This is a genomic window from Streptomyces sp. NPDC034111 (assembly GCF_055575375.1).
Genome location: NZ_JBVIST010000026.1, coordinates 18,633 through 42,212 on the forward strand (window position 1 = coordinate 18,633; position 23,580 = coordinate 42,212).

18 protein-coding genes are annotated in these 23,580 nt (G+C 69.4%); 4 read left to right on the forward strand and 14 right to left on the reverse strand.

Annotation, left to right across the window (positions count from 1 at the left end; translation table 11 throughout):
* Positions 1 to 15: 15 nt before the first annotated feature.
* From ACZ55A_RS34450 to ACZ55A_RS34475, 6 genes are all read right to left on the reverse strand, one after another.
* Positions 16 to 1,356 carry a VanZ family protein gene (locus tag ACZ55A_RS34450; protein WP_468848683.1) on the reverse strand — a complete coding sequence of 447 codons (1,341 nt, stop codon included), beginning with the start codon at positions 1,354 to 1,356 and terminating at the stop codon, positions 16 to 18.
* 361 nt (positions 1,357 to 1,717) lie between these two features.
* A complete protein-coding gene (locus ACZ55A_RS34455; protein WP_468848685.1) occupies positions 1,718 to 4,306 on the reverse strand; it encodes an ABC transporter permease in 2,589 nt (862 codons plus the stop codon).
* Between the two features lie 79 nt (positions 4,307 to 4,385).
* Positions 4,386 to 5,168, reverse strand: coding sequence for an ABC transporter ATP-binding protein (locus ACZ55A_RS34460; RefSeq protein WP_468848690.1), 783 nt, complete (start codon positions 5,166 to 5,168; stop codon positions 4,386 to 4,388).
* Between the two features lie 237 nt (positions 5,169 to 5,405).
* Positions 5,406 to 6,893, reverse strand: a complete 1,488-nt coding sequence (locus tag ACZ55A_RS34465) for an alpha/beta fold hydrolase (RefSeq protein ID WP_468848692.1) — start codon at positions 6,891 to 6,893, stop codon at positions 5,406 to 5,408.
* 464 nt (positions 6,894 to 7,357) lie between these two features.
* Complete coding sequence (locus ACZ55A_RS34470; protein ID WP_468848694.1) at positions 7,358 to 8,062, reverse strand: response regulator; 705 nt, start codon at positions 8,060 to 8,062, stop codon at positions 7,358 to 7,360.
* Positions 8,055 to 9,782 carry a sensor histidine kinase gene (locus ACZ55A_RS34475; RefSeq protein WP_468848696.1) on the reverse strand — a complete coding sequence of 576 codons (1,728 nt, stop codon included), beginning with the start codon at positions 9,780 to 9,782 and terminating at the stop codon, positions 8,055 to 8,057. Before ACZ55A_RS34475 ends, ACZ55A_RS34470 begins: the two co-directional genes overlap by 8 nt.
* A 259-nt stretch (positions 9,783 to 10,041) precedes the next feature.
* On the opposite strand from ACZ55A_RS34475, the gene ACZ55A_RS34480 reads away from it, so the two are divergent.
* Positions 10,042 to 11,244, forward strand: coding sequence for a polysaccharide deacetylase family protein (locus tag ACZ55A_RS34480; protein ID WP_468848698.1), 1,203 nt, complete (start codon positions 10,042 to 10,044; stop codon positions 11,242 to 11,244).
* Positions 11,245 to 11,513: 269 nt separating this feature from the next.
* Positions 11,514 to 12,692, forward strand: a complete 1,179-nt coding sequence (locus ACZ55A_RS34485; protein WP_468848700.1) for an acyltransferase family protein — start codon at positions 11,514 to 11,516, stop codon at positions 12,690 to 12,692.
* A 20-nt stretch (positions 12,693 to 12,712) separates the two neighbouring features.
* Here the strand turns inward: ACZ55A_RS34485 and ACZ55A_RS34490 are convergent, their stop codons facing one another.
* The 3 genes from ACZ55A_RS34490 to ACZ55A_RS34500 all read right to left on the reverse strand — a co-directional run bounded on the left by ACZ55A_RS34490 (position 12,713) and on the right by ACZ55A_RS34500 (position 15,264).
* Positions 12,713 to 13,648, reverse strand: coding sequence for a S1 family peptidase (locus ACZ55A_RS34490; RefSeq protein ID WP_468848702.1), 936 nt, complete (start codon positions 13,646 to 13,648; stop codon positions 12,713 to 12,715).
* Positions 13,649 to 14,071: 423 nt separating this feature from the next.
* Entirely contained in the window at positions 14,072 to 14,341 is a 270-nt protein-coding gene (locus ACZ55A_RS34495; RefSeq protein WP_468848704.1) for a hypothetical protein, read from the reverse strand.
* A gap of 203 nt (positions 14,342 to 14,544) precedes the next feature.
* Complete coding sequence (locus ACZ55A_RS34500; protein ID WP_468848706.1) at positions 14,545 to 15,264, reverse strand: helix-turn-helix domain-containing protein; 720 nt, start codon at positions 15,262 to 15,264, stop codon at positions 14,545 to 14,547.
* Positions 15,265 to 15,640: 376 nt separating this feature from the next.
* Between ACZ55A_RS34500 and ACZ55A_RS34505 the strand changes: the two genes are divergently transcribed.
* Entirely contained in the window at positions 15,641 to 16,060 is a 420-nt protein-coding gene (locus ACZ55A_RS34505; RefSeq protein WP_468848707.1) for a hypothetical protein, read from the forward strand.
* Positions 16,061 to 16,219: 159 nt separating this feature from the next.
* Here ACZ55A_RS34505 and ACZ55A_RS34510 read toward each other — a convergent pair whose 3' ends face one another.
* Complete coding sequence (locus ACZ55A_RS34510; RefSeq protein WP_468848796.1) at positions 16,220 to 17,359, reverse strand: GDSL-type esterase/lipase family protein; 1,140 nt, start codon at positions 17,357 to 17,359, stop codon at positions 16,220 to 16,222.
* Positions 17,360 to 17,636: 277 nt separating this feature from the next.
* Positions 17,637 to 18,188 (reverse strand): YciI family protein, encoded by a 552-nt coding sequence (locus tag ACZ55A_RS34515; protein ID WP_468848798.1) that lies wholly within the window; start codon positions 18,186 to 18,188, stop codon positions 17,637 to 17,639.
* Positions 18,189 to 18,377: 189 nt separating this feature from the next.
* On the opposite strand from ACZ55A_RS34515, the gene ACZ55A_RS34520 reads away from it, so the two are divergent.
* The gene (locus ACZ55A_RS34520; protein WP_468848708.1) at positions 18,378 to 19,859 is read left to right on the forward strand and encodes a hypothetical protein; all 1,482 of its coding nucleotides are present in this window, start codon (positions 18,378 to 18,380) and stop codon (positions 19,857 to 19,859) included.
* A 160-nt stretch (positions 19,860 to 20,019) separates the two neighbouring features.
* On the opposite strand, the gene ACZ55A_RS34525 is transcribed toward ACZ55A_RS34520, so the two are convergent.
* From ACZ55A_RS34525 to ACZ55A_RS34535, 3 genes are all read right to left on the reverse strand, one after another.
* On the reverse strand, positions 20,020 to 21,663 hold the full coding sequence (locus ACZ55A_RS34525) for a glycoside hydrolase family 13 protein (RefSeq protein ID WP_468848710.1): 1,644 nt from the start codon (positions 21,661 to 21,663) through the stop codon (positions 20,020 to 20,022).
* Positions 21,664 to 21,728: 65 nt separating this feature from the next.
* Positions 21,729 to 22,562 (reverse strand): carbohydrate ABC transporter permease, encoded by an 834-nt coding sequence (locus ACZ55A_RS34530; RefSeq protein WP_468848712.1) that lies wholly within the window; start codon positions 22,560 to 22,562, stop codon positions 21,729 to 21,731.
* Entirely contained in the window at positions 22,559 to 23,572 is a 1,014-nt protein-coding gene (locus tag ACZ55A_RS34535; protein ID WP_468848713.1) for a carbohydrate ABC transporter permease, read from the reverse strand. Before ACZ55A_RS34535 ends, ACZ55A_RS34530 begins: the two co-directional genes overlap by 4 nt.
* Between the last annotated feature and the right edge of the window lie 8 nt (positions 23,573 to 23,580).

Sequence of the window (23,580 nt, forward strand, 5' to 3'; positions counted from 1 at the left end):
ACGTGCCTCTGCGGGTCAACGGCCGGACGAGCGGTTTCGCGGGCTGCCCGCGCGGGTGCCACCGGGCGCAACCATCGGCCGTGAATCGCCTTGTGGATCGGCTGAGTTGGGCGGGTTTTTGTGCCGGGTCCGGGCTCGTGTGTGAGGGAGGGCGTGGTTGCGGACGCCGGAGACGGTCTCGTGCGGGCCCAGGCCCTGGGGATGGCGACGGACGGACCTCATGTAAGCGCCGATCAGGGTCAGGCAGAGGGCCGGGGGCAGCAGGAGGACGAGACCGGAGACCGGGTCTGCTGCGAGGCTGTAGGCCACTTCCTGATAGTTCACCCGGTCGGTGATCTCCAACAGTATGGAGGGGTTGGCGGCGGAGGCAGTGACGCCGGCCAGGACCTCGCTCGCGCCGATGAGGAGTGCGCCTGTGGCGAGGCAGGCGAGCAGCAGGAGGGGACTCAGTACGAGGGCGCGCAGTGCGAGCCGGGCGGGGCTCGGTCGTGCGCCTTCCGGGGTGACCAGTCGCAGCAGGAGCAGGCGCTTGCCGGGCGTCGCGCCGGTCAGCCAGGGGATGACGACGAACCACAGGGCGAAGGCGACGGGTGGTGCCAAGAGTTCCGTCCCCGCGCCGAGTACGGCATCCGTGATGACCGCGGTCACCGGGGTCAGGAGCACGACGCCCGTCACGTCCAGCAGCAGCGCGACGAGGCGGCGCCCGAAGGGGACCTTGCCGGCGGTGAGCGGGGCGAGGGCGCGGTCGTCCAGGGCGTTGAGCTTGGGCAGGGCGCGGGCGAGGGGGCCGATGAGGGCCCAGCCGAGCGCGGCGCCTGCGGTGTTGACGATGAGGTCGTCGACGGCGAAGAGGCGGTAGGGGCACTCGTAGAGGCCCAACAGGCCGCTGTACTGGGTCAGTTCGAAGAGCAGTGATCCGGCGAATCCGGCTGCCGTGGCTGCGGCGAGGCCGCGGCGGAAATGGATCCGTACGAAGACGCCCAGCGGCAGTAGCAGGATCAGGTTGAACACGGTCTGCCAGAACGCGGAGTTGTGCAGGATCAGCGCGTCGAGGGTGACGCGGTGGTGTGCCTCCTTCCAGATGTCGGAGAAGGCGACGCCCGGTGTGAGCTGGGGGTCGGCGAAGGATGGATACATCTTGCAGACATCCACGGATCGCTTCGGCAGGGGCACGATCGTCATGCAGAAGGCGGTCAGCGCGTAGTACACGCCGCCGTACAGCGACAGCACCCGCCAGCGGGTCATGACGCCGTGCCGCCGGTAGAGGACGATCGCCGTCGGCACGAACATCATGAAGGCCAGCGCGGGGAAGAGCAGCGCGGCCGTACGGATCGGCAGCAGGTAGATCTCGTTCATGCCGGCCGCCGACCGGAGTGCGGGCGCCGACCGGAGTGCGGGCACCGGCCGGACTGCGGGCACCGGCCGGACTGCGGCGGATGGTTGCGGCGTTCCGGTCCGGGTCCGGGTGTGGCACGCGCCGCGGCGGTCAGGTGGCTCTTCATCAGCAGGCGCTCGCTGATTGGCATGGTGGTTCCTCGGTGGGTGATGACGTGGTCGACGAGTTGGTGATGACGTGGTCGCGTGGTGAGCAGTCCACCGGGGGGGCAGACCCAGCAGCGCGGACAGCCGGAGCAGCACCACGGCCCCGCGGCCTACGGGTGGGCGGCCCCTCTGCCGGTAGGCAGAGGGATCGCCGGACCCCAGGTGGTTCTCGGGCTCAACTCGGCTGGATCGACCGGAGCATGTTCAGGCGGGCTGCCCGCCGGGCCGGCCAGATGGCGGCCAGGACGCCGATCACCAGCGCCAGCGCCAGGAAGATTCCGAGCCTCCCCCACGGCAGCGCCATCTCGTACTCCTTCATCGACGACGTCAACAGACTGCCGCCGGCCCAGGACAGGAAGATGCCCGTGCCGATCCCGAGCACCGCGCCGAACAGGGAGATCACCACCGACTCCAGGCGGACCATCTGCCGGATGCCGGAGCGGTCGAGGCCGATGGCGCGCAGCATCCCGATCTCGCGGACGCGCTCGAAGACCGACATGGCAAGGGTGTTGACGACGCCGAGGATCGCGATGACGACGGCCATGGCGAGCAGCCCGTACATCATGTTGAGGACCATGTTGATCTTTCCGCCGTCCTCCTGGATGAGCTGCTCCTGGCTTTGGACCTTCAGCAGCGGGCTGTCGCCCAGCGCGGCACGGATCTTCCGTTCGAGCCCCGCGGCCTTGCCGGGCTCGGCCTTGACCAGCACGCTGTCCAGCTTCTTGGTGTCGGAGTACGGGAGCACGTCGTTCAGGGTGCCCACCGCGTCGCCGGCAGCGCGGGTCTTGGCGTAGACGCCGATGACCGTCAGCTTCTTCTTGGGGGCCGGGCCGGTGTCCATGCCGCTGCCCATCTCGGCGTCGAGGGTGGCGCCGACGCCCAGCCCGGTCTGATCGGCGAACTCGTCGGAGATCGCGACCCTTCCGGGGCCGATGTCGCGCAGCGAGCCGGAGCGGAAGTCGAGCTTCGCGGCCTGGCCGAACGTCTCCGGGGCCGTGCCGGTGATGACGCCGAACCTGCCGCGGGTGGTGAGGACCGTGGCAGTGACCGGCGCGGCCGCCGCGACCCCGGGCACCCGCATGACCTGGCCGGCCGCCTCCGTGCCGAGGCCGTGGGCAGCGCTGTTGGTGACCTTGTAGTCGGCGGTCAGGCCCTGGGTGGCCTCCTTGGCCATGGCACGCTGGGCGGAGTACCCGCCGATGGTCAGACCGGTGATCAGGGCGAGCCCGATCATCAGGGCGGACGCGGTGGCGGCGGTGCGGCGCGGGTTGCGCAGCGCGTTCTGCTTCGCGAGTTTGCCGCTGACGCCGAAGAAGCGGGTGGTGACCTTGCCGGCCAAGGTGATCAGCGGCCGGGAGAGCAGCGGCGCCAGCACGATCACACCACCGAGCGTCAGTACGCCGCCGAGCATCGCGACCATCAGGTTGGACTCGTCGCTGGTCTTGAGCGTGGAGACATACAGCATCACCAGCACTCCGGCCCCGGTGAGCAGGGTGCCGAGCACATTGCGGACCAGCAGGGCGCGGGCGGGTGGCGCCTGGTCGACGCTGCTGAGTGCCGTAACGGGGGCGATCTTCGCGGCCTTGCGGGACGGCAGCCAGGCGGCCAGGACGGTGACGAGGACGCCGACCGCGAGGGAGGACAGCGGGGCTATGGGTGTGATGACCAGCGGTCCGTCGGGCAGTGCGGCGCCGCTCGTGTTGAGCAGCGGGCGCATGGCGGTGGCGATGCCGAGGCCGAGCGCGAATCCGGCGGCGGAGGCCACGAGGCCAAGGAGGGCGGCCTCGATGAGGACGGAGCGGACGACCTGGCGGCGCGAGGCGCCCACGGCCCGCAGCAGCGCGATCTCGCGGCTGCGCTGGGCGATCAGCATGGTGAAGGTGTTGGCGATGATGAACGCGCCGACGAACAGCGCGATTCCGGCGAAGGCCAGCAGTGTCTTGGTGAGGGACGTGGTGCTCTCGGCGATCTGGCGTGACTGCTCGGCGGCCAGAGCAGCGCCGCTGGTGGCCACAGCCCCCTTCTTGGGGAGCAGTGCCTGCACCTGGTCGGTCAGCGCGTACTGGTCGGTGCCGTCGTTGGCCGCGACCGCGATCTCGTCGAACCGGCCGGGGTGGAGGAACAGTTTCTGTGCGGTCGGGGTGTCGAAGAGCGTGAGCGAGCCGCCGGCGGTGACCCGCGGATCGTCGGTGGAGACCGTGCCGACCAGTTGCTTGGTCAGGGCGGGTCCGTCGGTGGCGAAGCGGATGGTGTCGCCGATCCGGTAGCCGGCCTTCTCGGCGGTCCCGGCATCCAGGGCCAGCTCGCCCTCGGCGGCCGGGCCGCGGCCTTCCCTGATCGGGTACCGGCTGTCCTTGCCGTCCTTGCCCGGCAGGTAGTTGGTGGCGAGGTTCTGCCAGTTGTTGTCGGCGTTGACCGGGCGGCCGTCCTTGCCGGCCAAGGTGGCCTCGCCGTTGACGGTGGGGCGCACCGACGCGACGCCCGGCAGTCGGCCGATCTTCCGCGCCAGCGCGGCATCGAGGGCGGTGACCGGCTTACCGTTCTCGCCGCCTGCCACATCGGGGGCGGTGGCCTCCGCCTCCGCCCGCACAGAGACGGCTACATCCTTGAGGCTCTGGGCGGAGGCGTTGCGGAAGGCGTTCGCGGTGGTGTCGCCGAAGATCAGGGTGCCGGAGACGAAGGCGACGCCGAGCAGGACCGCGAGGGCGGTCATGATCAATCGGGCTTTGTGCGCAAGGACGTTGCGCAGGGCGGTACGCAGCATGGTGGTGTGTCAGTCCGTCCTGGAGGTACGCGGTCGGGCAGGGAAGCCGTACGGGAGGGGAGCGTGCGGGCGGGGCGCGTCAGCTCGTCCGCCCCTTGGTGTCGAAGAGCCGCATACGGTCCAGCACGGCCTCAGGGGTGGGGGCGTGCAGATCGTCGGTGAGCCGCCCGTCGGCGAGGAAGATGACCCGGTCCGCGTAGGAGGCGGCCACCGGGTCGTGGGTGACCATCACGACCGTCTGCCCCAACTCCCGTACGGATTCCCGCAGAAAGCCCAGCACCTCCGCACCGGAGCGGGAGTCGAGGTTGCCGGTCGGCTCGTCCGCGAAGACGATCTCCGGACGCGCGGCCAGCGCGCGGGCCACGGCTACCCGCTGCTGCTGACCGCCGGAGAGCTGCGAGGGCCGGTGCCGCAACCGCCCGGAGAGGCCGACGGTCCCCACGATCAGCTCCAGCCACTCCTGGTCTGGCTTACGGCCGGCGATGTCCAACGGCAACGTGATGTTCTCCAGGGCATCCAGCGTGGGCAGCAGATTGAACGCCTGGAAGACGAAGCCGATCTTCTCCCGGCGGAGCCTGGTGAGCTGACGGTCACTCAGGCGCGACAGCTCGGTGTCACCGATCAGGGCCGAGCCCCCGGAGATGGTGTCGAGCCCCGCCATGCAGTGCATCAGCGTCGACTTGCCGGAACCGGACGGTCCCATGATCGCGGTGAACCGGCCGCGCCCGAACTCCACGGTCACCGAGTCGAGGGCAACGACGCGGGTCTCGCCCTCGCCATAGACCTTGGTCAGCCCCGTCGCGCAGGCGGCAACGCCGGAAGAGGCGTGGAGGCGGGTGGTGGCAGTGGCAGGCTGCGACATGGGTACTCCTGGTAGGGGTGCGGAACTCCCGCCCATCGTGGCCGCGCCACACCCCCGAATCCGTCGCCCTCAGGTCGGGATTGCACCGCCTGCCCCACGGCAGACCCGCCGCGGCCATGTCACCCTCACGGACCACAACGCCTCTGCCCAAAGAGAGAGCCAGCCGCTCTACCCGAAGAGAGAGTCAACGGCCTCGGCCAGCCAGTTACACCGTCACCGTCGCAGTGCCCCACATCGTCAATTCCGGGATGCGGGGCAGCTGGCACCGTGTCGCGGCAATGTGCGATGGATCAGGTAGTGGTTCACCGCGTCCATGCTGCATTTGGTGCCGATGGCGCCGTGCCCCCAGCCGTCATAGGTGAGCAACCGGGTCTTCTTCTGTGCTTGTTTCTGTACGTTGAGGGCCCAGCCGTATCCGGTTGCGGGGTCGTGGCGGGCGTTGGTCAGCAGGATGACCGGTGCGTGGGAACCGAGGCGCAGGGGGTGCTGCGGGTTGTTGGCGGGCTTCGGCCAGCCGATGCAGCTCAGAATGGCTGTGCGCATTTCGGGAGAGGTGCGCGCGTGCGGCGCGGCAGCTCTCTCGGCACGGACGAGGGCGTGGAGTTCCCGGTAGTCGCGGATGCGGGCCTGCCAGTCCTGGCAGAACACCGCGTCCCTGCCGTGGGGTTCGGTTCCGGTGGCATGGCTGGTGCGTGGTGCATTCCCCTGTGGGCGGGGCGTGCCGGTGCGCAAGGTGGTCAGCCACTTGGCGAGCCCGGACCACTCCGGTTTGCCGGCGCTGAAGGCGTCGTAGGCTCGGCTGATGATGTCGTCGGCGGAGACCGGGGCGTCGGATTCGTACAGTGCGCCACGGTCAGCCGCGGCCAGCAGGCGGTCCCAGCGGAGCAGGACGTTCTGGCCATGGAGGGCGCATGTCGGCGTGGTCCGGCACCATCGCACGAATTCCTTCAGCGAATCCTCGACTGCGCCCGCCGCGGTGACAGCCAGGTCCTTGGTCTGGAGGCTGTGGTCCATATTGCTGTCGAGGACCATGCTCCGGATACGTCCGCCGAACTTCTCGGCGTACTGCTGGCCGATGAGCGTGCCGTAGGAATGGCCGAAGTAGTTGATCTTCTCCTCGCCGAGCGCGGCGCGGAGTGCGTCCATGTCACGGACGACGTTGAGGGTGTCGGCGTGGTCGAAGAGCGGACCGCTGTGCTTACGGCAGTCCTGGCGGAGTTCACGGTTGTGAGATGCCAGTCGTGCGAATTCGCCCTGGTTCCGGGGCAGTTCACGCGGGGCATTGTCGATCAGTCGTTTCGAGCACGTGACGGGATGGCTTCGGCCTATCCCGCGTGGGTCGAACCCGACGATGTCGAAGCGCTCCCTGAGTTCGGCGGGAAATGTGCTGTCCAGCGCCATATCGACGCCGGAGCCTCCGGGTCCACCGGGATTGACCAGCAGGACCCCGATGCGCTTGGCGGGGTTGGTGGCTTTTCGTCTGGCCACCTCCAGCTTGAAGGTCTTGTCGGGAGCGGCCCGGTCGACCGGGAGAGGCAGTGAGCCGCACTGGGCATTGCGGTGTCCCGCACAGGGGCGCCAGGTGAGGGTCGGCGGTGCCGATGCCGTACTCGCCCGGCCCTGCTCTGGAAGGACGGGAAGCGCGAGGAGCGCGGCGGCACACGCCACGACCGCCCCGGTGCCCCAACGTTTCCATGACCTTCCGCGCCGATGTGTGTTGCTCATGTTGGACACACGGATCTCCAAGTTCGTGGTGGACGGGAGGCGTACGGGAGTTGGCGGCGGGACGAGGACGGTGCCGCCGCTCGGCTCGACTCCGCTGGACCGAGCGCGGCATGTCAGGCGGGCCGGCCAGATCGGCCGGTACGCCGAGCGCCGGCAACCAGCGGCAGGAAGGCCCCCGCCTCCCCAGGGCAGAGCCGTGAGCAGCCGGCCGCACGGTGAACCGACCGCGCCCGAACTCCACGGTCACCGAGTCGAGGGCGACGACGCTGGCCTCGCCCCAAGATCTGACACCATCGTGGCCGCGACGCACCCCCGCATCCGTCGCTCTCAAGTCGGGAATGCACCGCCTGCCGAAGGGCAGACCCGCCACGGCCACGTCACCCCACGGGCCATGGCCCCTCTGCCCGAAGACAGAGCCCAAAGCTCTGCCCGAAGAGAGGGCAGAGGCGGCCCCGGCCGGAGTCTCAGCCCATGAGCCCGGCCTGGTGCGCCAGCAGCCCCGCCTGCACCCGGCTGCCGCACCCCGTCTTCTCCAGGATCGACCGGACATGGCTCTTGACCGTCCCCACACCGATGCCGAGCCGCGTGCCGATCTCCGGGTTCGACAGCCCCTCCCCCAACGTGACCAGCACTTCCCGCTCCCGGCCGGTCAACCCCGCCAGCCTGCTCTCCGGGGTGGCGGCGCCGACCCCGCCGCCGCTCAGCATCCGCCGGATCACGGCCCCGGTGACGCCGGGCGAGAGCACCGCATCTCCCGCAGCCGCGGCCCGTACCGCACTGATCAGCTCTTGCGGCCCCTCGTCCTTCAGCAGGAAGCCGGTGGCGCCGGCCCGCAGGGCGCGGGTGACGTTCTCGTCGTCGCCGAAGGTGGTGAGCATGACCACCTGCGGCTTGGGGTCGAGGGCCACCAGCGGTTCGACGGCAGCGAGCCCGTCGAGTACGGGCATGCGGATGTCGAGGAGCACCACGTCGGGCCGGTGCTCGGCGGCCAGCCGGACGGCCTCGGCGCCGTTGACCGCCTCACCGACCACCTCGATGCCGTCGGCGTAACGGAGGATCAGGCGGATGCCGTGCCGGATCATCTCCTCGTCGTCCGCCAGCAGCACCCGGATCGCCGTACCCTCCCGGAAGCCCGCGGAGTCGGCCTGGTCAGTCACCTGGTCAGTCATGCGTACTGCTGCTCCCACGGGGCGGTTCGGTCACCTTCTCAGTGACCATCGGAACGGTGAAACGGTCGATCGCGATCAAAATGTCGGACCGGAAGCAGTATCGGACGATCTCCAGCCGGCCACCCTTGCGCCCCCCGATCCCCCACGGATACATACAGTCCGTCGCGGACGCCGGTCGCGGCGGCTCGCGCCCGGCGGCGGCCGCGCGCGCCACGTCGTCGTCACCGGGCGAGGACCGCAGCACCTGCTCCCTCGTCATCCCCACCCGGGGCTTTTCGGGGCTCCGGTACTCGGGGGGCTGTGCCTCGACCACCAGCAGGACCCCGAACAACATCGTCGCACCCACCCCCGCCAGTCCAAGCAGCCCGCTGACGGCGCCGGCAACGCGCCGCTGGAAAGCGGACAGCCCGCTGCCGGGCTCCTCGGCGACGCCGCCTGGTCCGTTGCCGTCCGGCGCCGAATCCGCCGTCTCCGCGCCCGGCCCGGGGTCGGCGGGGAAATCAGCCGCCACGGAGAAGCCGCCACCAGACGTCCTCCCCGCCTCCAGGCCGCCACCGAGCAGCGCCACCCGCTCCCGCAGCCCGGTCAGCCCCCGTCCGGTGCCGAGCCCGGTCACGGCGGCGGGCGGCACCGGCGGCACACCGTTGCGCACCCGCACCTCCACCCGCTCGTCGGTGTGGCGGACGGCCACGGCCACATGGGCCCCGGCCGCATACCGGTGGACATTGGTCAGCGACTCGCGCACCACCCGGTGCACCGCCCGCCGCACCCGCGCCGGCCGCCCGTCGAGATCGGCCCCCTCCCAGGAGAACTCGACGGGAATGCCCACACCTCGCGACTCCTCCACCAGCGCCTCGATATCCGCCCGGGTACCGGTCGCGTCGGTGAGCGCATCGGTGCCGGTGTCCCGCCCCAGCGGGCCCAGGACCCCCAGCACCGCCCGCAGTTCATGCATCGCGTCGCGGGCGGCACGGCCCACCACAGCGACCTCGTCCCGCAGCTCGGGCGCCTCCTTGCGCAGCACCATCTCCAGCCCGCCCGCGTGCAGCGAGACCAGGCTCAGCCGATGCCCGACCAGATCATGCATCTCCGCGGCGATCCGCGACCGCTCCCGCACCCGCGCCTCGCTGTGCGCCAGCCGCCGCGCCTCCTCTGCGGCGGCCGCACGCTCCCGCAAGGCCCGCAACAGCTGGTCCTGCTGCCCGCCGGACGTTCCCACCAGCCCAGGCACCACGACCGTGGTGAGAGCGAGCACCGTACCCAGCACGAGACCGAACGACCAGTTGCCCGGCCCCAGCAGGGGCGCGGACGCCGCGCAGGTCATCATCGCCACACCCGCCGCCACGAGCAGCAGCCCCACCCGCCGCCGCGGCGTCTCCCTCTGCCGGGCCGCGGTGTAGGCCGCCACCGCGGTCAGCAACGCGACCGAAGGCGCCACTCCCATCAGCGCGGCGAGCCCGACCACACTTGCCACCGGGAACCGGCGTCGCACCAACACCAGCCCGATGCCGATGAGCCCCAGGGCCAGCAGCGCCGCCCAGCCCGTCCTCAGCCTGACGTCGGTCTCCGACTCGCCCGTATAGGTGAGCAGCACCAGCGCGCCGGCCAGGACCGCCTCACCCGCCGCCCGCCACAGCCGTCGCCCCTGCTCCCCGGGCCCGGCGAAGGGGCTGCGGGACGGGCGGCTCTCGATACCGGGTGGTGGTGTGCTGGACGACATAGCGCCGATTATCAAGGACTCTGCCCGGGGCTTTCCTACTCCTGGGGGACCACCCTCCTCTACCCAAAGGAAGAGGCCCCACCGCAATACATGGGTGGCCGGCCGACGACCCTGTGTCGTTCGGCTGTCGACCCTGCGTCGCAGCTCAGTCCGCTCTTTGAGTTTTCACCGCGGTAGCGGAACCCCTGCATCCGTCAGCCCATCTCTCCGGGCGTCCCGTTAGGGGACTTCAAGGCGAAAGAATCCGATGGGGATCGTCATGCGCGAATTCAGCCGACGGGGAATGCTCGGACTCGGGGTAGGAGCGGCGGCGGGGCTCTCTGTCGCCGGCTGTTCCTCCTCCGGTTCGTCGGAGTCCGGCAAGGTCTCGGCCGAGTCCGGGCAGAAGGCCAAGGCGAAGCCGATCGGTGACGGCTCGACTGCCTACACCGGAAAGCAGCCCAAGCAGCCGCCCGCACCGGAGAAGCTGGAACCGGGGCAGAAGCCGCCCCAGTTCGTGGTCTTCTCCTGGGACGGCGCGGGCGAGGTGGGAAACGGCCTCTTTCCGCGATTCCGTAAGCTCGCCAAGGATCACAACGCCTCGATGACGTTCTTCCTTTCCGGGCTGTATCTGCTGCCCGAGTCGAAGCGGCGGCTGTACCGGCCGCCGAACAACCCGGTCGGCGCCTCCGACATTCCGATGCTCAGTGATGACCACATCAAGCTGACGCTGAAGAACCTGCGGGCGGCGTGGCTGGAAGGCCATGAGATAGGCACCCACTTCAATGGCCACTTCTGTGGAACCGTCCGTGGCTCGGTGGCCCACTGGACGCCCGCCCAGTGGGACTCCGAGATCGAGCAGGCCATGGATTTCGTCAACAAGTGGCGTACGAATACCGGCTTCACCGACCTCGAGCCGCTGCCGTTCGACTACAGCAAGGAACTCGTCGGCGCCCGTACGCCGTGTCTGCTGGGTCAGGAGAATCTGCTGCCGACGGCGAGGAAGCGCGGCTGGCGCTACGACGCCAGCTCGCCCGGCGGCCTTCAGGTGTGGCCCACCAAGAAGCAGGGCCTGTGGGACTTCCCGCTCCAGGGCATGCCGTTCCCCGGCCACTCCTTCCAGGTCCTCTCGATGGACTACAACATCATGGCCAACCAGTCGCAGAACTCCACCAAGGCCCCGCCGGCCAACTATCCGGGCTGGCGCAAGCAGGCCACGGAGGCGTACATCGCCGGTTTCCAGCGGGCGTATGAGACCAACCGTGCGCCCTTCTTCATCGGCAACCACTTCGAGCAGTGGAACGGCGGCATCTACATGGACGCCGTCGAGGAGGCGATCAAGCACATCGCCGACGAGAAGAACAAGGACGTCCGGCTGGTCTCCTTCCGGCAGCTGTGCGACTGGCTCGACGCCCAGGACCCGAAGGTCCTCACCGGCCTGCGCCAACTCGGGGTCGGACAGAAGTTCACCGGACGCGGCTGACAGCCCGCAGGGGGCGGAGGCTCCCCTGTGCAACGGAAGTCCCCACCGAACCGAGGACATGGAAGTCGGCGCCTGTCGTGATGCCCGCGCCTGGGAGTTCATCCGCCGTCGTGCGACTTCTTCTTCCGCCATGAGGTCGTCGGTGCGGCTGCTGTGCCAGGTGGCCCCTTCCCACTTCACGTAACGCACAACGTGCTCACCGGCGCATGGCAGCCGTGAGCCTCTTCAGAGACCGAGCGCTCCTGGCCCGGGAGCTTGGGGGTTGCACGATGGCCGAGCGCCGCTCGGAGAACAGGCTTGCCGCACTCGACGGGCTGCGGCTGCTGGCCGCGCTGATGGTGGTCTTCTACCACTACGCCGCCCTCGCCCGGCCCTGGGGCCATGCCACGGACACGATCTTCCCGACCGTCCACACGGCGGCCCAGTACGGGTGGGTCGGGGTCGAGGTCTTCTTCCTGATCAGCGGCTTCGTCATCTGCATGAGCGTGTGGGGCCGTACGGTCGGCGAGTTCGCGGTCTCCCGCCTCTCCCGACTGTTTCCCGCTTACTGGGCCGGCATCCTGCTCACCGCGGTGGTGGTGAAGACGTGGCCGGAGTTTGCTTCCCTGCGCGGCTGGGACACGGTGATCACCAACCTGACCATGCTCCAGGGCGGCAACAACACCCCCGACGTCGACCCGGTGTACTGGACGCTCTTCGTGGAGCTCAAGTTCTACCTGATCATGGTCGTGGTCATGCTGTTCGGCGTCACCTACCGCAACTGCCTGATCCTGTGCGGGGTGTGGACGGCGGCCGCCGCCCTCGCGCCGGTTCTGAAGACTCCCCTGGTCACCGAGTTCGCGATGCCGCAGTACGCGCCGTTCTTCATCGCGGGCATCGCCTTCTACCTGATGCGCCGCCACCGGCCCAACGCCGTCCTGTGGGCGATCGTGATCCTGCAACTGCTGCTCGCCCAGCGCTACCTCGACTACCGTCTGGCCACCAGCCTCGGCAAGGCCGCCGTGGACGCCCTGCCCACCTGGCCCGCGCACGTCATCATCATCGCTGCCTTCGCCCTCATCGGCGCGATCGCGCTCGGCGCCTGCGACCGGATCCGGTGGAAGTGGCTCGCCACCGCGGGAGCGCTCACCTACCCGCTCTACCTCATCCACATGAACATCGGCCTGACCCTCATCCACCACTTCCGGGACCAGATCCCCGCCCCGGTCCTGGTGGCGTCGGTGACCGCGCTCATGCTGGCCTCCGCATGGCTCATCCACCGCCTCATCGAACGCCCCCTCGGAGGGTGGCTCCGCACCACCATGCGGCGAGGCATCGACGACGTCCGCCAGCACATCACACCCCGCCGCAGGCACGTCCAGCGCTCCGCACCACCAACGCGCACCGTGCCCCGCCCGACGGAAGACGACCGGACCGCGGCGCACGCCCGCACCTACGAGTCGGCCTAGCTACGCACGGTTCCGCACCCTCAAGGGAGGCTCACCCCATGGTTGTTGAGGGCCTCGACGACCGACTGGAAGTACGTGATGCCGCCGAAGACGCAGTCACCGGTGCCGCCGGAAGTGAGGCCGATCGCTGTGTTGCCCGAGAAGAGCGGACCGCCGCTGTCACCGGGCTCGGCGCACACATTGGTCTGGATCATCTGGTAGACGATGTCGCCGTCACCGTAGTTGACGGTGTAGTTGAGTCCGGTGACGGTGCCGCTGTGCAGGCCCGTGGTGCTGCCGCTGCGCTCGACGAGCATGCCGACGGTGGCATTGGCCGCACCGGTGATGGTGCGGTAAGTGCCGTTGTACAGGTTCACATTGCTGGGGTGCGGCAACAGCGCGTTCGTGTACGCGATATAGCCGTAGTCGTTGACCGGGAAGCTGGAGTAGGCCGTCGGTCCGATGGGCAGGCCGAGGGTGGTGCGCCAGGTCGGATAGCCCTCGGTGCAGTGCCCGGCGGTGAGGATGTAGTACGAGGTGCCGACGTGCACGTTGAAGCCGGCCGAACAGCGCCAGCCCGCGGAAGCGTAGATCGCATCTCCGCCGGAGAGCAGTCTGGTGAGCTTGCCCCGGGTGCGCTTGATGCGCAGCGCCCCGGCGTTCCGGCCCGCCCGCTTCTTGATCTTGGCGAGCTCGGCGCCCGAGACGGTGCTGTCGGCCTGGACGATGACGGATTTGCTCTTCGTATCGACGGTCCACGCCGTGCCGCCGATGTCCGCGGCGAGGACCGCGTCACTCGCCGCTTTGAGCTCTCTGGCGCTTAAGGGCCGGCCCTGGTCCGCGTCGGCGGTTCCGGGGGCGGTCAACGCGAGCGCGGCGGCCAGACCCGAAATGAGGGCCAGCGTCCGAAGCCGTCCGGCCGGGCCGCCGGGGCGGCTCGACGAGCTGTTCCTCCGGGCGGTGTGCTTGATCCTCACGACGTTCCTCCTGGTGCAGGGTGAGAGGAGGCCCGCGTCGCGGCTGGGTTTCCCGTTGTCACGCGGGCGGCGAAGAGAGTTGAAGCCTTCGTCGGCAACGGTGAGGGGAGCATTCGCCCGGTACCAGGGCTGACATGGGGCATTGACGGGTTGTGCGGAATACCGCGGACATGGTGATCAGGCCCGCGCCCCCGCGATGCGCGCTGCGGCGCCCGTATGCGCGCCGGGCACGCCCGCGGCTGCTTGTTGCGGAAGACTGCGGGCAAAGGGCCTCCCGCCCCTCAGATGGATTCGACACCCATGAGGTGTGCGGGAGGCCCAGCTTCATACCCCAACCCCGGAATCACCCAGCCGGGAACCCACGTTCGGCCTGCGGGCAGACTCCGCGGAGTACGACAACGGCTTCTTGGTAGCCGGTCAGGGTCAGCGCAGGACCCACAGTGTGTAGATACCGGAGCCGATGTGCACACACTGCCAGGCCAGCACGTTGCCACTGTTGACGAGGGTGGTGCCCCAATTGACGCACGAGCTGTAGGGGAAGTTCCCGTACCTCTGCCAGGTCACGAGCGGCGCGGGCTGTGCGACGGCGGCGGTCTCAGCGGCGGGTCGGTCGGCGGCGGTGGCGCTCGTCGCGGCCGTCCCTCCCACCAGGAGGACCGCGCCTGTTGCCGCGATGGCGCCCAATCGTGCCATGCGCTTCATGCGATTTACCACGTCATTCCCCGTTTCTGGTCGTGAGCCGATTCTGTTCGTTCCCCCGTGTCCGGCGCATGACGCCGACACGGCGCCGGAGTGCCATCACCCTTCTGCGGCTTGGCCGGTCCCCCCGACTGGTACGCATTCATGCTGACCCCGCTCGTTCCGTCGTTCCACGCGCGGTCCACTGAGCGGAACTGTCAGTAGCGCAGTACGGGCGGCAGTTCGGCCATGCTGGCCGCTGCCCTCGTCAGGCTCGCCGCAATGGCGGCCCCGGCCTGTGCGGCCTGTTCGGCGACTCTCTCGAGTCGGCGGTCCGGAGGCACCATCGCGGTGAGGGCCGCACGCAGCCGCCCGTCGGATGAGCGCATCGGCAGTGCGGCGCAGCACACTCCGTCCAGTACCTGCTCGCGTTCCAGAACGGCCCCCGGAAGCCGGCCCGTTGTCCTGCGCCGGAGACCGGCGGTGAGTACCTGCCCTGCGGCTGTCTCCAGGCTGAACCCCATCCCGTCGCGGACCGGCGCCACCGGTTCCACATCACCGGGCACGGAGGCGACGGTCAGGGCCAGGCCGTCATGCAGGACCGTCACCACGGCGCTGGCGCCGGTGATGGCACGCAGCCTGTGCAGTGGCCCGCGGGCGGCCAGCCACAGTCCTGGATGGGGCTGCCATGCCTGGCCGAGCCAGTAGAGCTGGCAGCCGACCCGGTAGCGGCCCTCGTGCCGCTCCACAGCACCGACTCTGACCAACTGGTCCAGCAGCCGGTGCGTACTCGCCTTGGGCAGTTTGCAGGCGGCGGCGATCTGTGTGAGCCCTGCTTCGCCACCTCTTCGTCGTAACTCGTCCAACACCGCGAAGGCCCCCTCCACCACGCCCCGCCCTGAGGACACGGTCACGGTGCCGTGCTGCATCTGTGTCATCAGTCCCCCCGGACACATGGCCCGGCCGTGTCCCCCTCTGGCACGGTCGCGGGCCGCTGGCGAGCAGGATGCCTGACGGCCCATACGCTGGCGACACATTTGGCAGGCCACGGGGAGGGCCGAGCAAAGCTTGGCCGAAAGAGGCACGATCTTGATGGGAAACCGACCGAGGCCCCAACTCACAGGCGGCGGAGCCCAGTCGGGGATGAACAGCACCCGCCACAGCAGTCGTCTGCGGGACTTGCCCCTCATCAACCGCGACGCGATCCACTACGGGGCCGAGATCGCTCGGCTCCGCGACGGGCGGCCTTTCGTGAGGGCGCCCGCACTGAAACGATCAACACGTAGTGATCCGCAACCTCCATGAGGGAAATCGATGCGCACTCTCACATCAGCCGGAGCCATCGTCGCCGCCGGTGGCCTCACCCTCGGCCTGCTGTCCGCCCCGGCATCCGCGGCGCACACCGCTCCCCCTGCGTCCTCCCCGGCCACATCCGCACTACAGGCCACCGCCAGGCCGCCGGAATCGGGGAAAGACAGCATCAAGTGCAGCCCGCACTCCAAGGCGCGGGTCAACTTCTCGTGGAAGAACGGCTGGCAGACCACCACGCTGTACTTCAACAACCACTGCAAGAAGGGCAAGCGCATCACCGCTGCCATCAAGTGGGCTCCGTCGAACGCGTCGCCGTGGTACGAGTGCTTCTCCACCAACGGAAAGACCAAAGGCAGGCACACCTTCGGGCACATCACCCGGATCGCCGACATCAACACGAAGACCAAGTACTGCGATACATGACCCACCGCGAGGACACCGACTGCGACGCCGGGACCGCCCGGAGGACGCGGAACCGCCGAGCACCCGGCGGCGAATCCAGCAAGGGCATGCCAGGCGCCACGCACCGGCCGACCGGACGCTCGGGCTCCGCACCCGGTGCAGGTGCGGAGCCCTGATCACTCAGCGGAAGGGACCGTCGTCCGCGAAGGCGTGGGCGGCGAAGCGCTTGCCCATCCGGCGGTATGCGGCGGCGGTGGGGTGCAGGCCGTCGGCCAGGTCATCCACCTCGTTCGGGCCGAGCAGCTCGCGTCCGTCGAGATAGTGGAGGTGGGGATCGTGGGCCTGCCGGGCCGCGACGATCCGGGACAGCTCGGCACGGACCACTGTCAATGTCAACGCCCCACCAGCCACATCAGCCGGGTCGCCCAGGGCTGTGGTCTTCCCGTCCGGGCCCGTCGCGGTCGGGCCGGGAGTCTCCTCGAGGGCCGGACAGCTCACCGGGGACATCAGCAGCAGCGGGGTGTCCGGGTGCCCGTCCCGGATCGTGTCCAGGAATCCGTGCACCGCGGGGCCGAACGTCCGTAGCCGGAAGGCTGCCAGGCTCACGATGTTGATGCCCACCTTGAGGCTGATCAGGTCGGCGGGCATATCGCGGATCGTCCTGGCGACGTACGGGTCCAGCATTCCGTTTCCCGCCTGGCTGAGGTTGATCACCTCCACTCCGCCGAGCGCAGCCGCCACCACCGGCCAGGTGCCGGTCGGGCCGTCGGCCTCGATGCAGTGGCTGATGGAACTGCCGTGGTGCACCCAGCGGCGCCGCCCGTCCGGCAACGGCGCCAGCACCTCACCGTCGGCCCGCAGTGCCACCAGTTCCGTGGGGGTCTGCTGCGGCAGCCACAGCTCGACGTCTTTCATGCCTGCCGGCAATCCGGCGAACCGCACGGTCCCCGGCTCGCCCGGGATCACCCGCTGCACGCCCCCGGGGACCGCCATCCGCACCACATTGCCCACCGGTGCTTGCCGACGCCCGGCCGGGGCACCGTCCACCAGCAGTTCCAGCATCCCGGTCGGGCGGGGCTGAGGGTCGCTGTCGAGCTGCCCCGTGGAGGTGAGCACCTCGAACTCCAGCTCACGGGCATCGGTGCGGAACACCAGCCGCACCCCCGACGGCATCAGAGTCACCCCGTAGACCGACGGGTCCTGATACTGCTCCTTGGTCCACGCGGGCAACCGGCGCGGCATCACCCCCGCCGGTGTCCTCTCCAGGTCCAGCGCCCCCCGTAACTCCACCGGCCCGCCCACCAGCGGAACCGTCCGCATCGCCACCGCCACCACTCCCGCCCCAGGTCAAAAGGTCTCAGGTCCGGATGCGCGTACGCACCCGCGAGTGCCCCCTGCCACACCGGCACTCCATGCAAAAACGCAAACTTCGCCAGCAAGAACCTACTGATCACCAACCTTCGATGACAACGAACAGTCAACTTTCAACGTCACAGGACAGCCAGCCTGTTCAGGACGGTGGCCCGGACCAGCCTCCCGGCCCGTCGGCGCATCAACGGCTGACACAACGACGTGGAAGGCCGGCAAACGCCTCGGCTCATGACGGCCGTCCGCCGAACTGCCAGTTGTGAACCTCGATGTCGGCGTACCGGTCCGGGGTCAGGACGGCGCGTGCCGTGTGCGGGTCCGGCGCCCGCACCAGCGCCGCCGTACCCAGCCAGGTGGTGCCGTCGTCGGACAGCAGCGGCCCGTACGCGATCAACTCGTCCTGCTCGGGCGGCACGGCGAGGTCGCAGGCCTCTCCGGCGCCGAGGCCGAGCACCAGGTACCGGTTGCCACCGGTCCGGCCACCAGGGAAATCCCACATGGTGCGCCCGAGCGTGTTGTGCCACCGACGCAGCAGCACGTCGCGGTACACGCCTGCTTGGTAGCCGGGCTCGCCGAAGGCGAATGCGCGGGCGGCGGCAGGATCTGGCAGGTCGACGATGTGCACACTGCCGGTGGGCGCGTCGCCGTCGCTGGTGAGGGTCGGGCCGCGGGCGATCATCTCCGCCGCGTACCGGTCCATGTACGACCAGTGCTCTTCCAGCAACTCTTCACGCAGCGCCACGGAGCCGGGCCGATCACGGTGATAGCAGAAGAACTCCATGCCCACAGTATTCCTCCTTCGGCGCCCTGCCGTTCCGCAGGCATGGCATGACGCGGCAGCGTCTACAACCATTGGCCGGTGTGGTGTGTCCTGTGTGGCGAGTGGTGCCGGCAATCGGCGCCAGCGGTGGGCGGTCGCGACGAGCAGCGTTGCGAGCACGCCAACTCGCTTTCGGATCAGGGAGTTTCGTTGCACAGAATCGCTGCGCTGTCTGCCGTGCTCACGACGGTCGTCACCGTCACCGTTGCCTCCGGGCCTACATCGGTGGCCGCGCCCTACAAGGGCGCAAATACGGCGGCCGTCCAGGACGACTTCAACGGCGACGGCTACCGTGATCTGGCCGTAGGGGCGCCGGGTGCGGCCAACGGCGCGGTGGAAGAGGCCGGTGCGGTGGTGGTGCTGTACGGGTCGGCCTCCTCGGTGAGTCCCGCCCGCCGTACCGTGATCACTCAGGCAAGTTGGGGGGTACCGGGTGAGCCGGAGGCGTGGGACGGGTTCGGCGCTGCGGTGGCGAGTGCGGACATCGACCGCGACGGCTATGCGGACCTGCTGATCGGCGCGCCCCACGAGGGCGTGGACGGCAAGTACGCCCGTGGTTCGGTGACCGTGGTGTGGGGCGGGCCGTCCGGGCTGAAGGGTGGTGCGGCGATCAACCCGGTCGCACGGTTCGGCCAGAACCAGACCTACTGCGGCTTCGGGATGGCCCTGGCCACGGGAGACATGAACGGGGACGGGGCCCCGGAGGTGACCGTGGCGTCGCGCTGCGAAGGCGCCTCCTACAGTGGGCCCTTCACCCGTGGCGGGCAGGCCGCCTCGCAGTACCGCGAATGGCGCATCGGCGCACGCGGGGTGGTGATGGGCGATGTCAACGGCGATGGCCGGGCGGAGCGGTTCTGGCTGCCCGGACCGACCGACGGCGACCCTCGCGGACCTGTCCTCCTCGATCGCGGCCCGGTCGACGCCTCCGACCCCACCAAGGACGCGCCGGTCAAGCTGCCCTACGCCGACGGTCACACCGGCCAGATCGGGGACGTGAACGGCGATGGCTACGGCGACTTGATCACCGGTATCGCCGACGACGGAACCGTCGACGGTGAGCGCGGTGCCCACAAGGGAGGCGAGATTCAGGTCCTCTACGGCAGCGCCCACGGCATCACCGCCGATCAGCGGCCCCGCATCTTCCACCAGGACACGGCCGGTATCCCGGGCGCCGCGGAGACCGCTGACCGATTCGGGCAGTCGCTGAGCACCGGCGACATCAATGCGGACGGCTACGACGATGTGCTCGTGGGCGTGCCCGGCGAAGCGATCGGCACCCGCGCCTACGCCGGCGGTACCGTCGTCCTGTACGGATCCGCTGCCGGCCTGACGACAAACAAGGCCACCGCCTACTCCCAAGACACCCCCGGAATTCCCGGCAACGCCGAAGCCAACGACGAATTCGGCACCGCCGTCCACCTCGCCGACCTCAACAAGGACGGCAAGGCGGAAACCATCGTGGGCACTCCCACCGAGAACACCGACGGCTGCATATGGATCGCCCGCGGCACCCAAACCGGCCCCGCCCCCAGCGGATCCGCCGACACCTGCGGCAAAGACACCGGCCTCACCCTGCGCGGCCCCCACGGCCTCTTCGGAGCCGCCCTACCCAGCGCCAACGTCACCTTCTGATACAGGTCCCACACAGCGGGGCGATGGACGCCCTCAGCGACATCCACCGCCCCACCCGCACCGGCCCCGCCCCACCCGCCGTCCCCCGCCCCGTAGTTCACGGACCGTGTGCGGCACCCACGGGGGCGGCGGCTACCGTCGAAAGGGTGTGCCCAGGCCCCTACATCGCCAGCCACACCGCCTGATCCGGAAGCAGGCGACCGTCCTCGACCGGGCCGCTCGCCAGCAGTACCGAGTGGTGGGCGGGGAGCTCGTACGGTTCCGGGGAGAGGTTGACGACGCAGGTGAAGCCCGGCTCGCGGCGGTAGGCGAGCACGCCGGGCGGGGTGTCGAGCCAGGTCAGGTCGCCCTCGCCGAGGGCGGGGTGGTCCCGGCGGAGGTGCAGGGCGCGTCGGTAGAGCTCCAGCATGGAGGCCGGGTCGTCGGTCTGCGCTGCGACGCTGAGGTCCTTCCAGTGTGCGGGCTGCGGCAGCCAGGGGGCGTCGGTGGCGTCCTCGGGGCTGAAACCGTAGGGAGCGCTCTGGCCGGACCAGGGGATGGGTACGCGGCAGCCGTCGCGGCCGGGGTCGGTGTGGCCGGAGCGTTCCCAGATGGGGTCCTGGAGGACGTCCTCGGGCAGGTCTTCGACCTCTGCCAGCCCCAGTTCCTCGCCCTGGTAGACGTAGGCGCCACCGGGCAGGGAGAGCATCAGCAGGGCGGCCGCGCGGGCGCGCCGGACGCCGAGTTCGAGGTCGAGGGGGCCTTCCGGCCGGTAGGGCTCGTTGGCGACCCACTTCTTGGCCACCGGGCGGCCGAAGCGGCTGGGGTGGCGTACCACGTCGTGGTTGGAGAGCACCCAGGTGGCGGGGGCGCCGACGGAGCCGAGGGTGCCGAGCGAGCGGTCGATGACCTCGCGCAACGCGGTGGCATCCCAACTGGTCATCAGGAAGTCGAAGTTGAAGGCGGTGTGCAGCCCCTCCGGCCGTACGTAGGCGGCGAGCCGGTCCGGGGTGTCGGCCCAGGCCTCGGCGACGAACGACCGGTCGCCGGGGAATTCATCGGCGACCCGGCGCCATGCGCGGTAGATCGCGTGCACCTCGTCGCGGTTCCAGTAGGGGTGGTCCGGCTGTTCTCCGGGGGCCGGTGCGTCCGAGCCGCTGCGGGGCGGCAGGTCGGGGAGGCCGGGGTCCTTGACCAGGCCGTGGGCCACATCGATACGGAAGCCGTCGACGCCGCGGCTGAACCAGAACCGCAGGATGTCCTCGAACTCCGCCTGCACCTCGGGGTGTTGCCAGTTGAGGTCCGGCTGTTCGGGGGCGAAGAGGTGCAGGTACCACTGGCCGTCGGGCAGCCGGGTCCAGGCCGGGCCGCCGAAGACGGACTGCCAGTTGTTGGGCGGCTCGGCCCCGTCGGGTCCGCGCCCCTCACGGAAGTGGTAGCGCTCGCGCTCCGGGCTGCCGGGGCCGGCGGCCAGCGCCGCCCGGAACCATGCGTGCTGGTCGGAGGTGTGGTTGGGCACGATGTCGGGGATGACGCGGATGCCGTGCCGGTGTGCCTCCTCGATCAGCGCCTCGGCGTCGGCCAGGGTGCCGAAGAGCGGGTCGATCGCGCGGTAGTCGGCCACGTCGTAACCGTGGTCGGCCATCGGCGACTTGTACCACGGGTTGATCCAGATGGCGTCGATCCCGAGCGACTTCAGATAGGGCAGCCGGGAGCGGATGCCGGCGATGTCACCGACTCCGTCACCGTTCCCGTCGGCGAAGCTGCGGACGTAGACCTGGTAGATGACGGCGCTGCGCCACCACGGTGCGGGGTTGCTGGGCATGCTGCTGCGTGCTCCTCGGTGCTCTTGGGGTATCGGTGTTGCGGTGGTTGGGCCGGTGGGGCGGGCTACTTTGCCGCGCCGGCGGTGAGACCGGCGACGATCCGGCGCTGGAAGAGCAGCACCATGATCACGAGCGGGACGGTGACCAGCACGCCCGCCGCCATCTGGCTGCCGAACGGGGTCTCGAACTGGCTCGCGCCGGAGAATTTGGAGATCGCTACCGGCGCGGTCTGCATCTCCGCCTTGTTGGTCATCGACAGGGCGATGAGGAATTCGTTCCAGGCCGCGATGAAGGTGATGATCGCGGTGGTGAACATGCCCGGCGCGGCGAGCGGGATGATGATCTTGCGGAACGCCTGGCCGCGGGTGCAGCCGTCCACCATGGCCGCGTGCTCCAGTTCCTGGGGCATCTGCCGGAAGAACGCGGTGAGGTTCCAGACCGCGAGCGGCAGGGTGAAGGACATGCTGGGCACGATCATCGCCTGGTAGCTGTTGATCCAGCCGAAGTCGACGAACATCTTCAGCAGCGGGACCACGATCGACACCACGGGGAACATGGAGGTGGCGATGATCAGGGTGAGCACCAGCCGCTTCAGCCGGAACTCCAGCCGCGCCATCGCATAGGCGGTGAAGGTGGCCAGGACCAGCGCCACGGCGGTGGTGATGCCGGCCACCACGATGCTGTTGAGCAGCGCCCGGGTGAAGGACGCGGAGGGGTCGAGGACCGCGAGGTAGTTCTCGAACGAAAGGCGGGTGGGGAAGGGCGAGTTGGCGAAGATGTCGGAGGTCCGCCGCAGACTGGAGACCAGCATCCAGTAGAACGGTGCCAGGCAGTACGCGACGACCGCGGCGACCCCGGCGTACAGCAGCCACTTGCGCAGGTTCGGGGAGAGTGTCATGCCGCCACCTCCGTGCGACGCCGCGGCAGCCATCGGCGGGGCCTGCGGGCGGGGCCGTCGTCACCGACGACATCGGCGCCCAGCAGCCGTACGAAGGCCAGCGCGATCAGGAAGACATAGACGAAGAGGATCACCGCATAGGCCGCGGCGGGGCCGAAGCGCACATTCGCGGCCTGGTCCTGGGCGAGCATGGACAGTGTCTCCACCGAGGTTTTCTGCGCACCGATGAGGATGTACGGCAGGTCGAACATCCGCAGCGCGTCCAGCGTCCGGAACAACACGGCCACCAGCAGCGCGGGCTTCACCAGCGGCAGCGTGATGTTCCAGAACTGGCGCATCGGGCCCGCCCCGTCGATCCTGGCGGCCTCGTACACCTCTTTGCCGATCACCTGGAGGCCCGCCAGGACGAGCAGGCCGATGAACGGTGCGGTCTTCCACACATCGGCGATGATGACGGCGAGCTTGGCGTGGAACCCCTCGGTGGTCCACAGGATGTGCTGCCCGGTAAGGGCGTTGGCCACGCCGTTGCTGTTGAAGATCCAGCGCCAGAGCAGACCGCTCACCGCGGTGGGGATGGCCCACGGCACCAGGATGCTGGCCCGGACGAGGGCCCGTCCCTGGAAGGCGCGGTGCATGATCAACGCCATGGCGATGCCGATGACGGTCTCCAGCGCGACCGTGGTGACGGTCAGGAAGGTGGTGTTCCAGAAGGCGTTCCAGAAGCGGGGGCCGGCCGCGCCGAAGATCGCGCCGTAGTTCTCCAGCGCGACGAACGGGTCGGTCTCGTTGACGAATCCGGTCTTCGGGTTGAGGCCGGGGGTGCCGTACAGCGAGTCCTTGAGTGCCACGATCGTCGGGTAGAGCACCACGATCGTCAGTACCAGCAGTGTCGGGGAGACCAGGAGGGTCGCGAGCCGGGCGGATCCGGAGGTGGCCCGGGGACGGCGCCGTGGTGGCTTCGCCGGTATGGACAGCGCGCGTGGCGCGGCCGGATGGTGCGTTGTCGCCATGGTGTTCT

What these genes read in the sequence shown, in the direction of transcription:
- ACZ55A_RS34530 (WP_468848712.1), bottom strand. Translation starts at nt 22,562, where the DNA reads ATGACACTCTCCCCGAACCTGCGCAAGTGGCTGCTGTACGCCGGGGTC.
- ACZ55A_RS34470 (WP_468848694.1), bottom strand. Translation starts at nt 8,062, where the DNA reads ATGACTGACCAGGTGACTGACCAGGCCGACTCCGCGGGCTTCCGGGAG.
- ACZ55A_RS34505 (WP_468848707.1), top strand. Translation starts at nt 15,641, where the DNA reads ATGCGCACTCTCACATCAGCCGGAGCCATCGTCGCCGCCGGTGGCCTC.
- ACZ55A_RS34515 (WP_468848798.1), bottom strand. Translation starts at nt 18,188, where the DNA reads ATGGAGTTCTTCTGCTATCACCGTGATCGGCCCGGCTCCGTGGCGCTG.
- ACZ55A_RS34475 (WP_468848696.1), bottom strand. Translation starts at nt 9,782, where the DNA reads ATGTCGTCCAGCACACCACCACCCGGTATCGAGAGCCGCCCGTCCCGC.
- ACZ55A_RS34455 (WP_468848685.1), bottom strand. Translation starts at nt 4,306, where the DNA reads ATGCTGCGTACCGCCCTGCGCAACGTCCTTGCGCACAAAGCCCGATTG.
- ACZ55A_RS34450 (WP_468848683.1), bottom strand. Translation starts at nt 1,356, where the DNA reads ATGAACGAGATCTACCTGCTGCCGATCCGTACGGCCGCGCTGCTCTTC.
- ACZ55A_RS34535 (WP_468848713.1), bottom strand. Translation starts at nt 23,572, where the DNA reads ATGGCGACAACGCACCATCCGGCCGCGCCACGCGCGCTGTCCATACCG.
- ACZ55A_RS34460 (WP_468848690.1), bottom strand. Translation starts at nt 5,168, where the DNA reads ATGTCGCAGCCTGCCACTGCCACCACCCGCCTCCACGCCTCTTCCGGC.
- ACZ55A_RS34510 (WP_468848796.1), bottom strand. Translation starts at nt 17,359, where the DNA reads ATGCGGACGGTTCCGCTGGTGGGCGGGCCGGTGGAGTTACGGGGGGCG.
- ACZ55A_RS34465 (WP_468848692.1), bottom strand. Translation starts at nt 6,893, where the DNA reads ATGAGCAACACACATCGGCGCGGAAGGTCATGGAAACGTTGGGGCACC.
- ACZ55A_RS34485 (WP_468848700.1), top strand. Translation starts at nt 11,514, where the DNA reads ATGGCCGAGCGCCGCTCGGAGAACAGGCTTGCCGCACTCGACGGGCTG.
- ACZ55A_RS34480 (WP_468848698.1), top strand. Translation starts at nt 10,042, where the DNA reads ATGCGCGAATTCAGCCGACGGGGAATGCTCGGACTCGGGGTAGGAGCG.
- ACZ55A_RS34495 (WP_468848704.1), bottom strand. Translation starts at nt 14,341, where the DNA reads ATGGCACGATTGGGCGCCATCGCGGCAACAGGCGCGGTCCTCCTGGTG.
- ACZ55A_RS34500 (WP_468848706.1), bottom strand. Translation starts at nt 15,264, where the DNA reads ATGACACAGATGCAGCACGGCACCGTGACCGTGTCCTCAGGGCGGGGC.
- ACZ55A_RS34525 (WP_468848710.1), bottom strand. Translation starts at nt 21,663, where the DNA reads ATGCCCAGCAACCCCGCACCGTGGTGGCGCAGCGCCGTCATCTACCAG.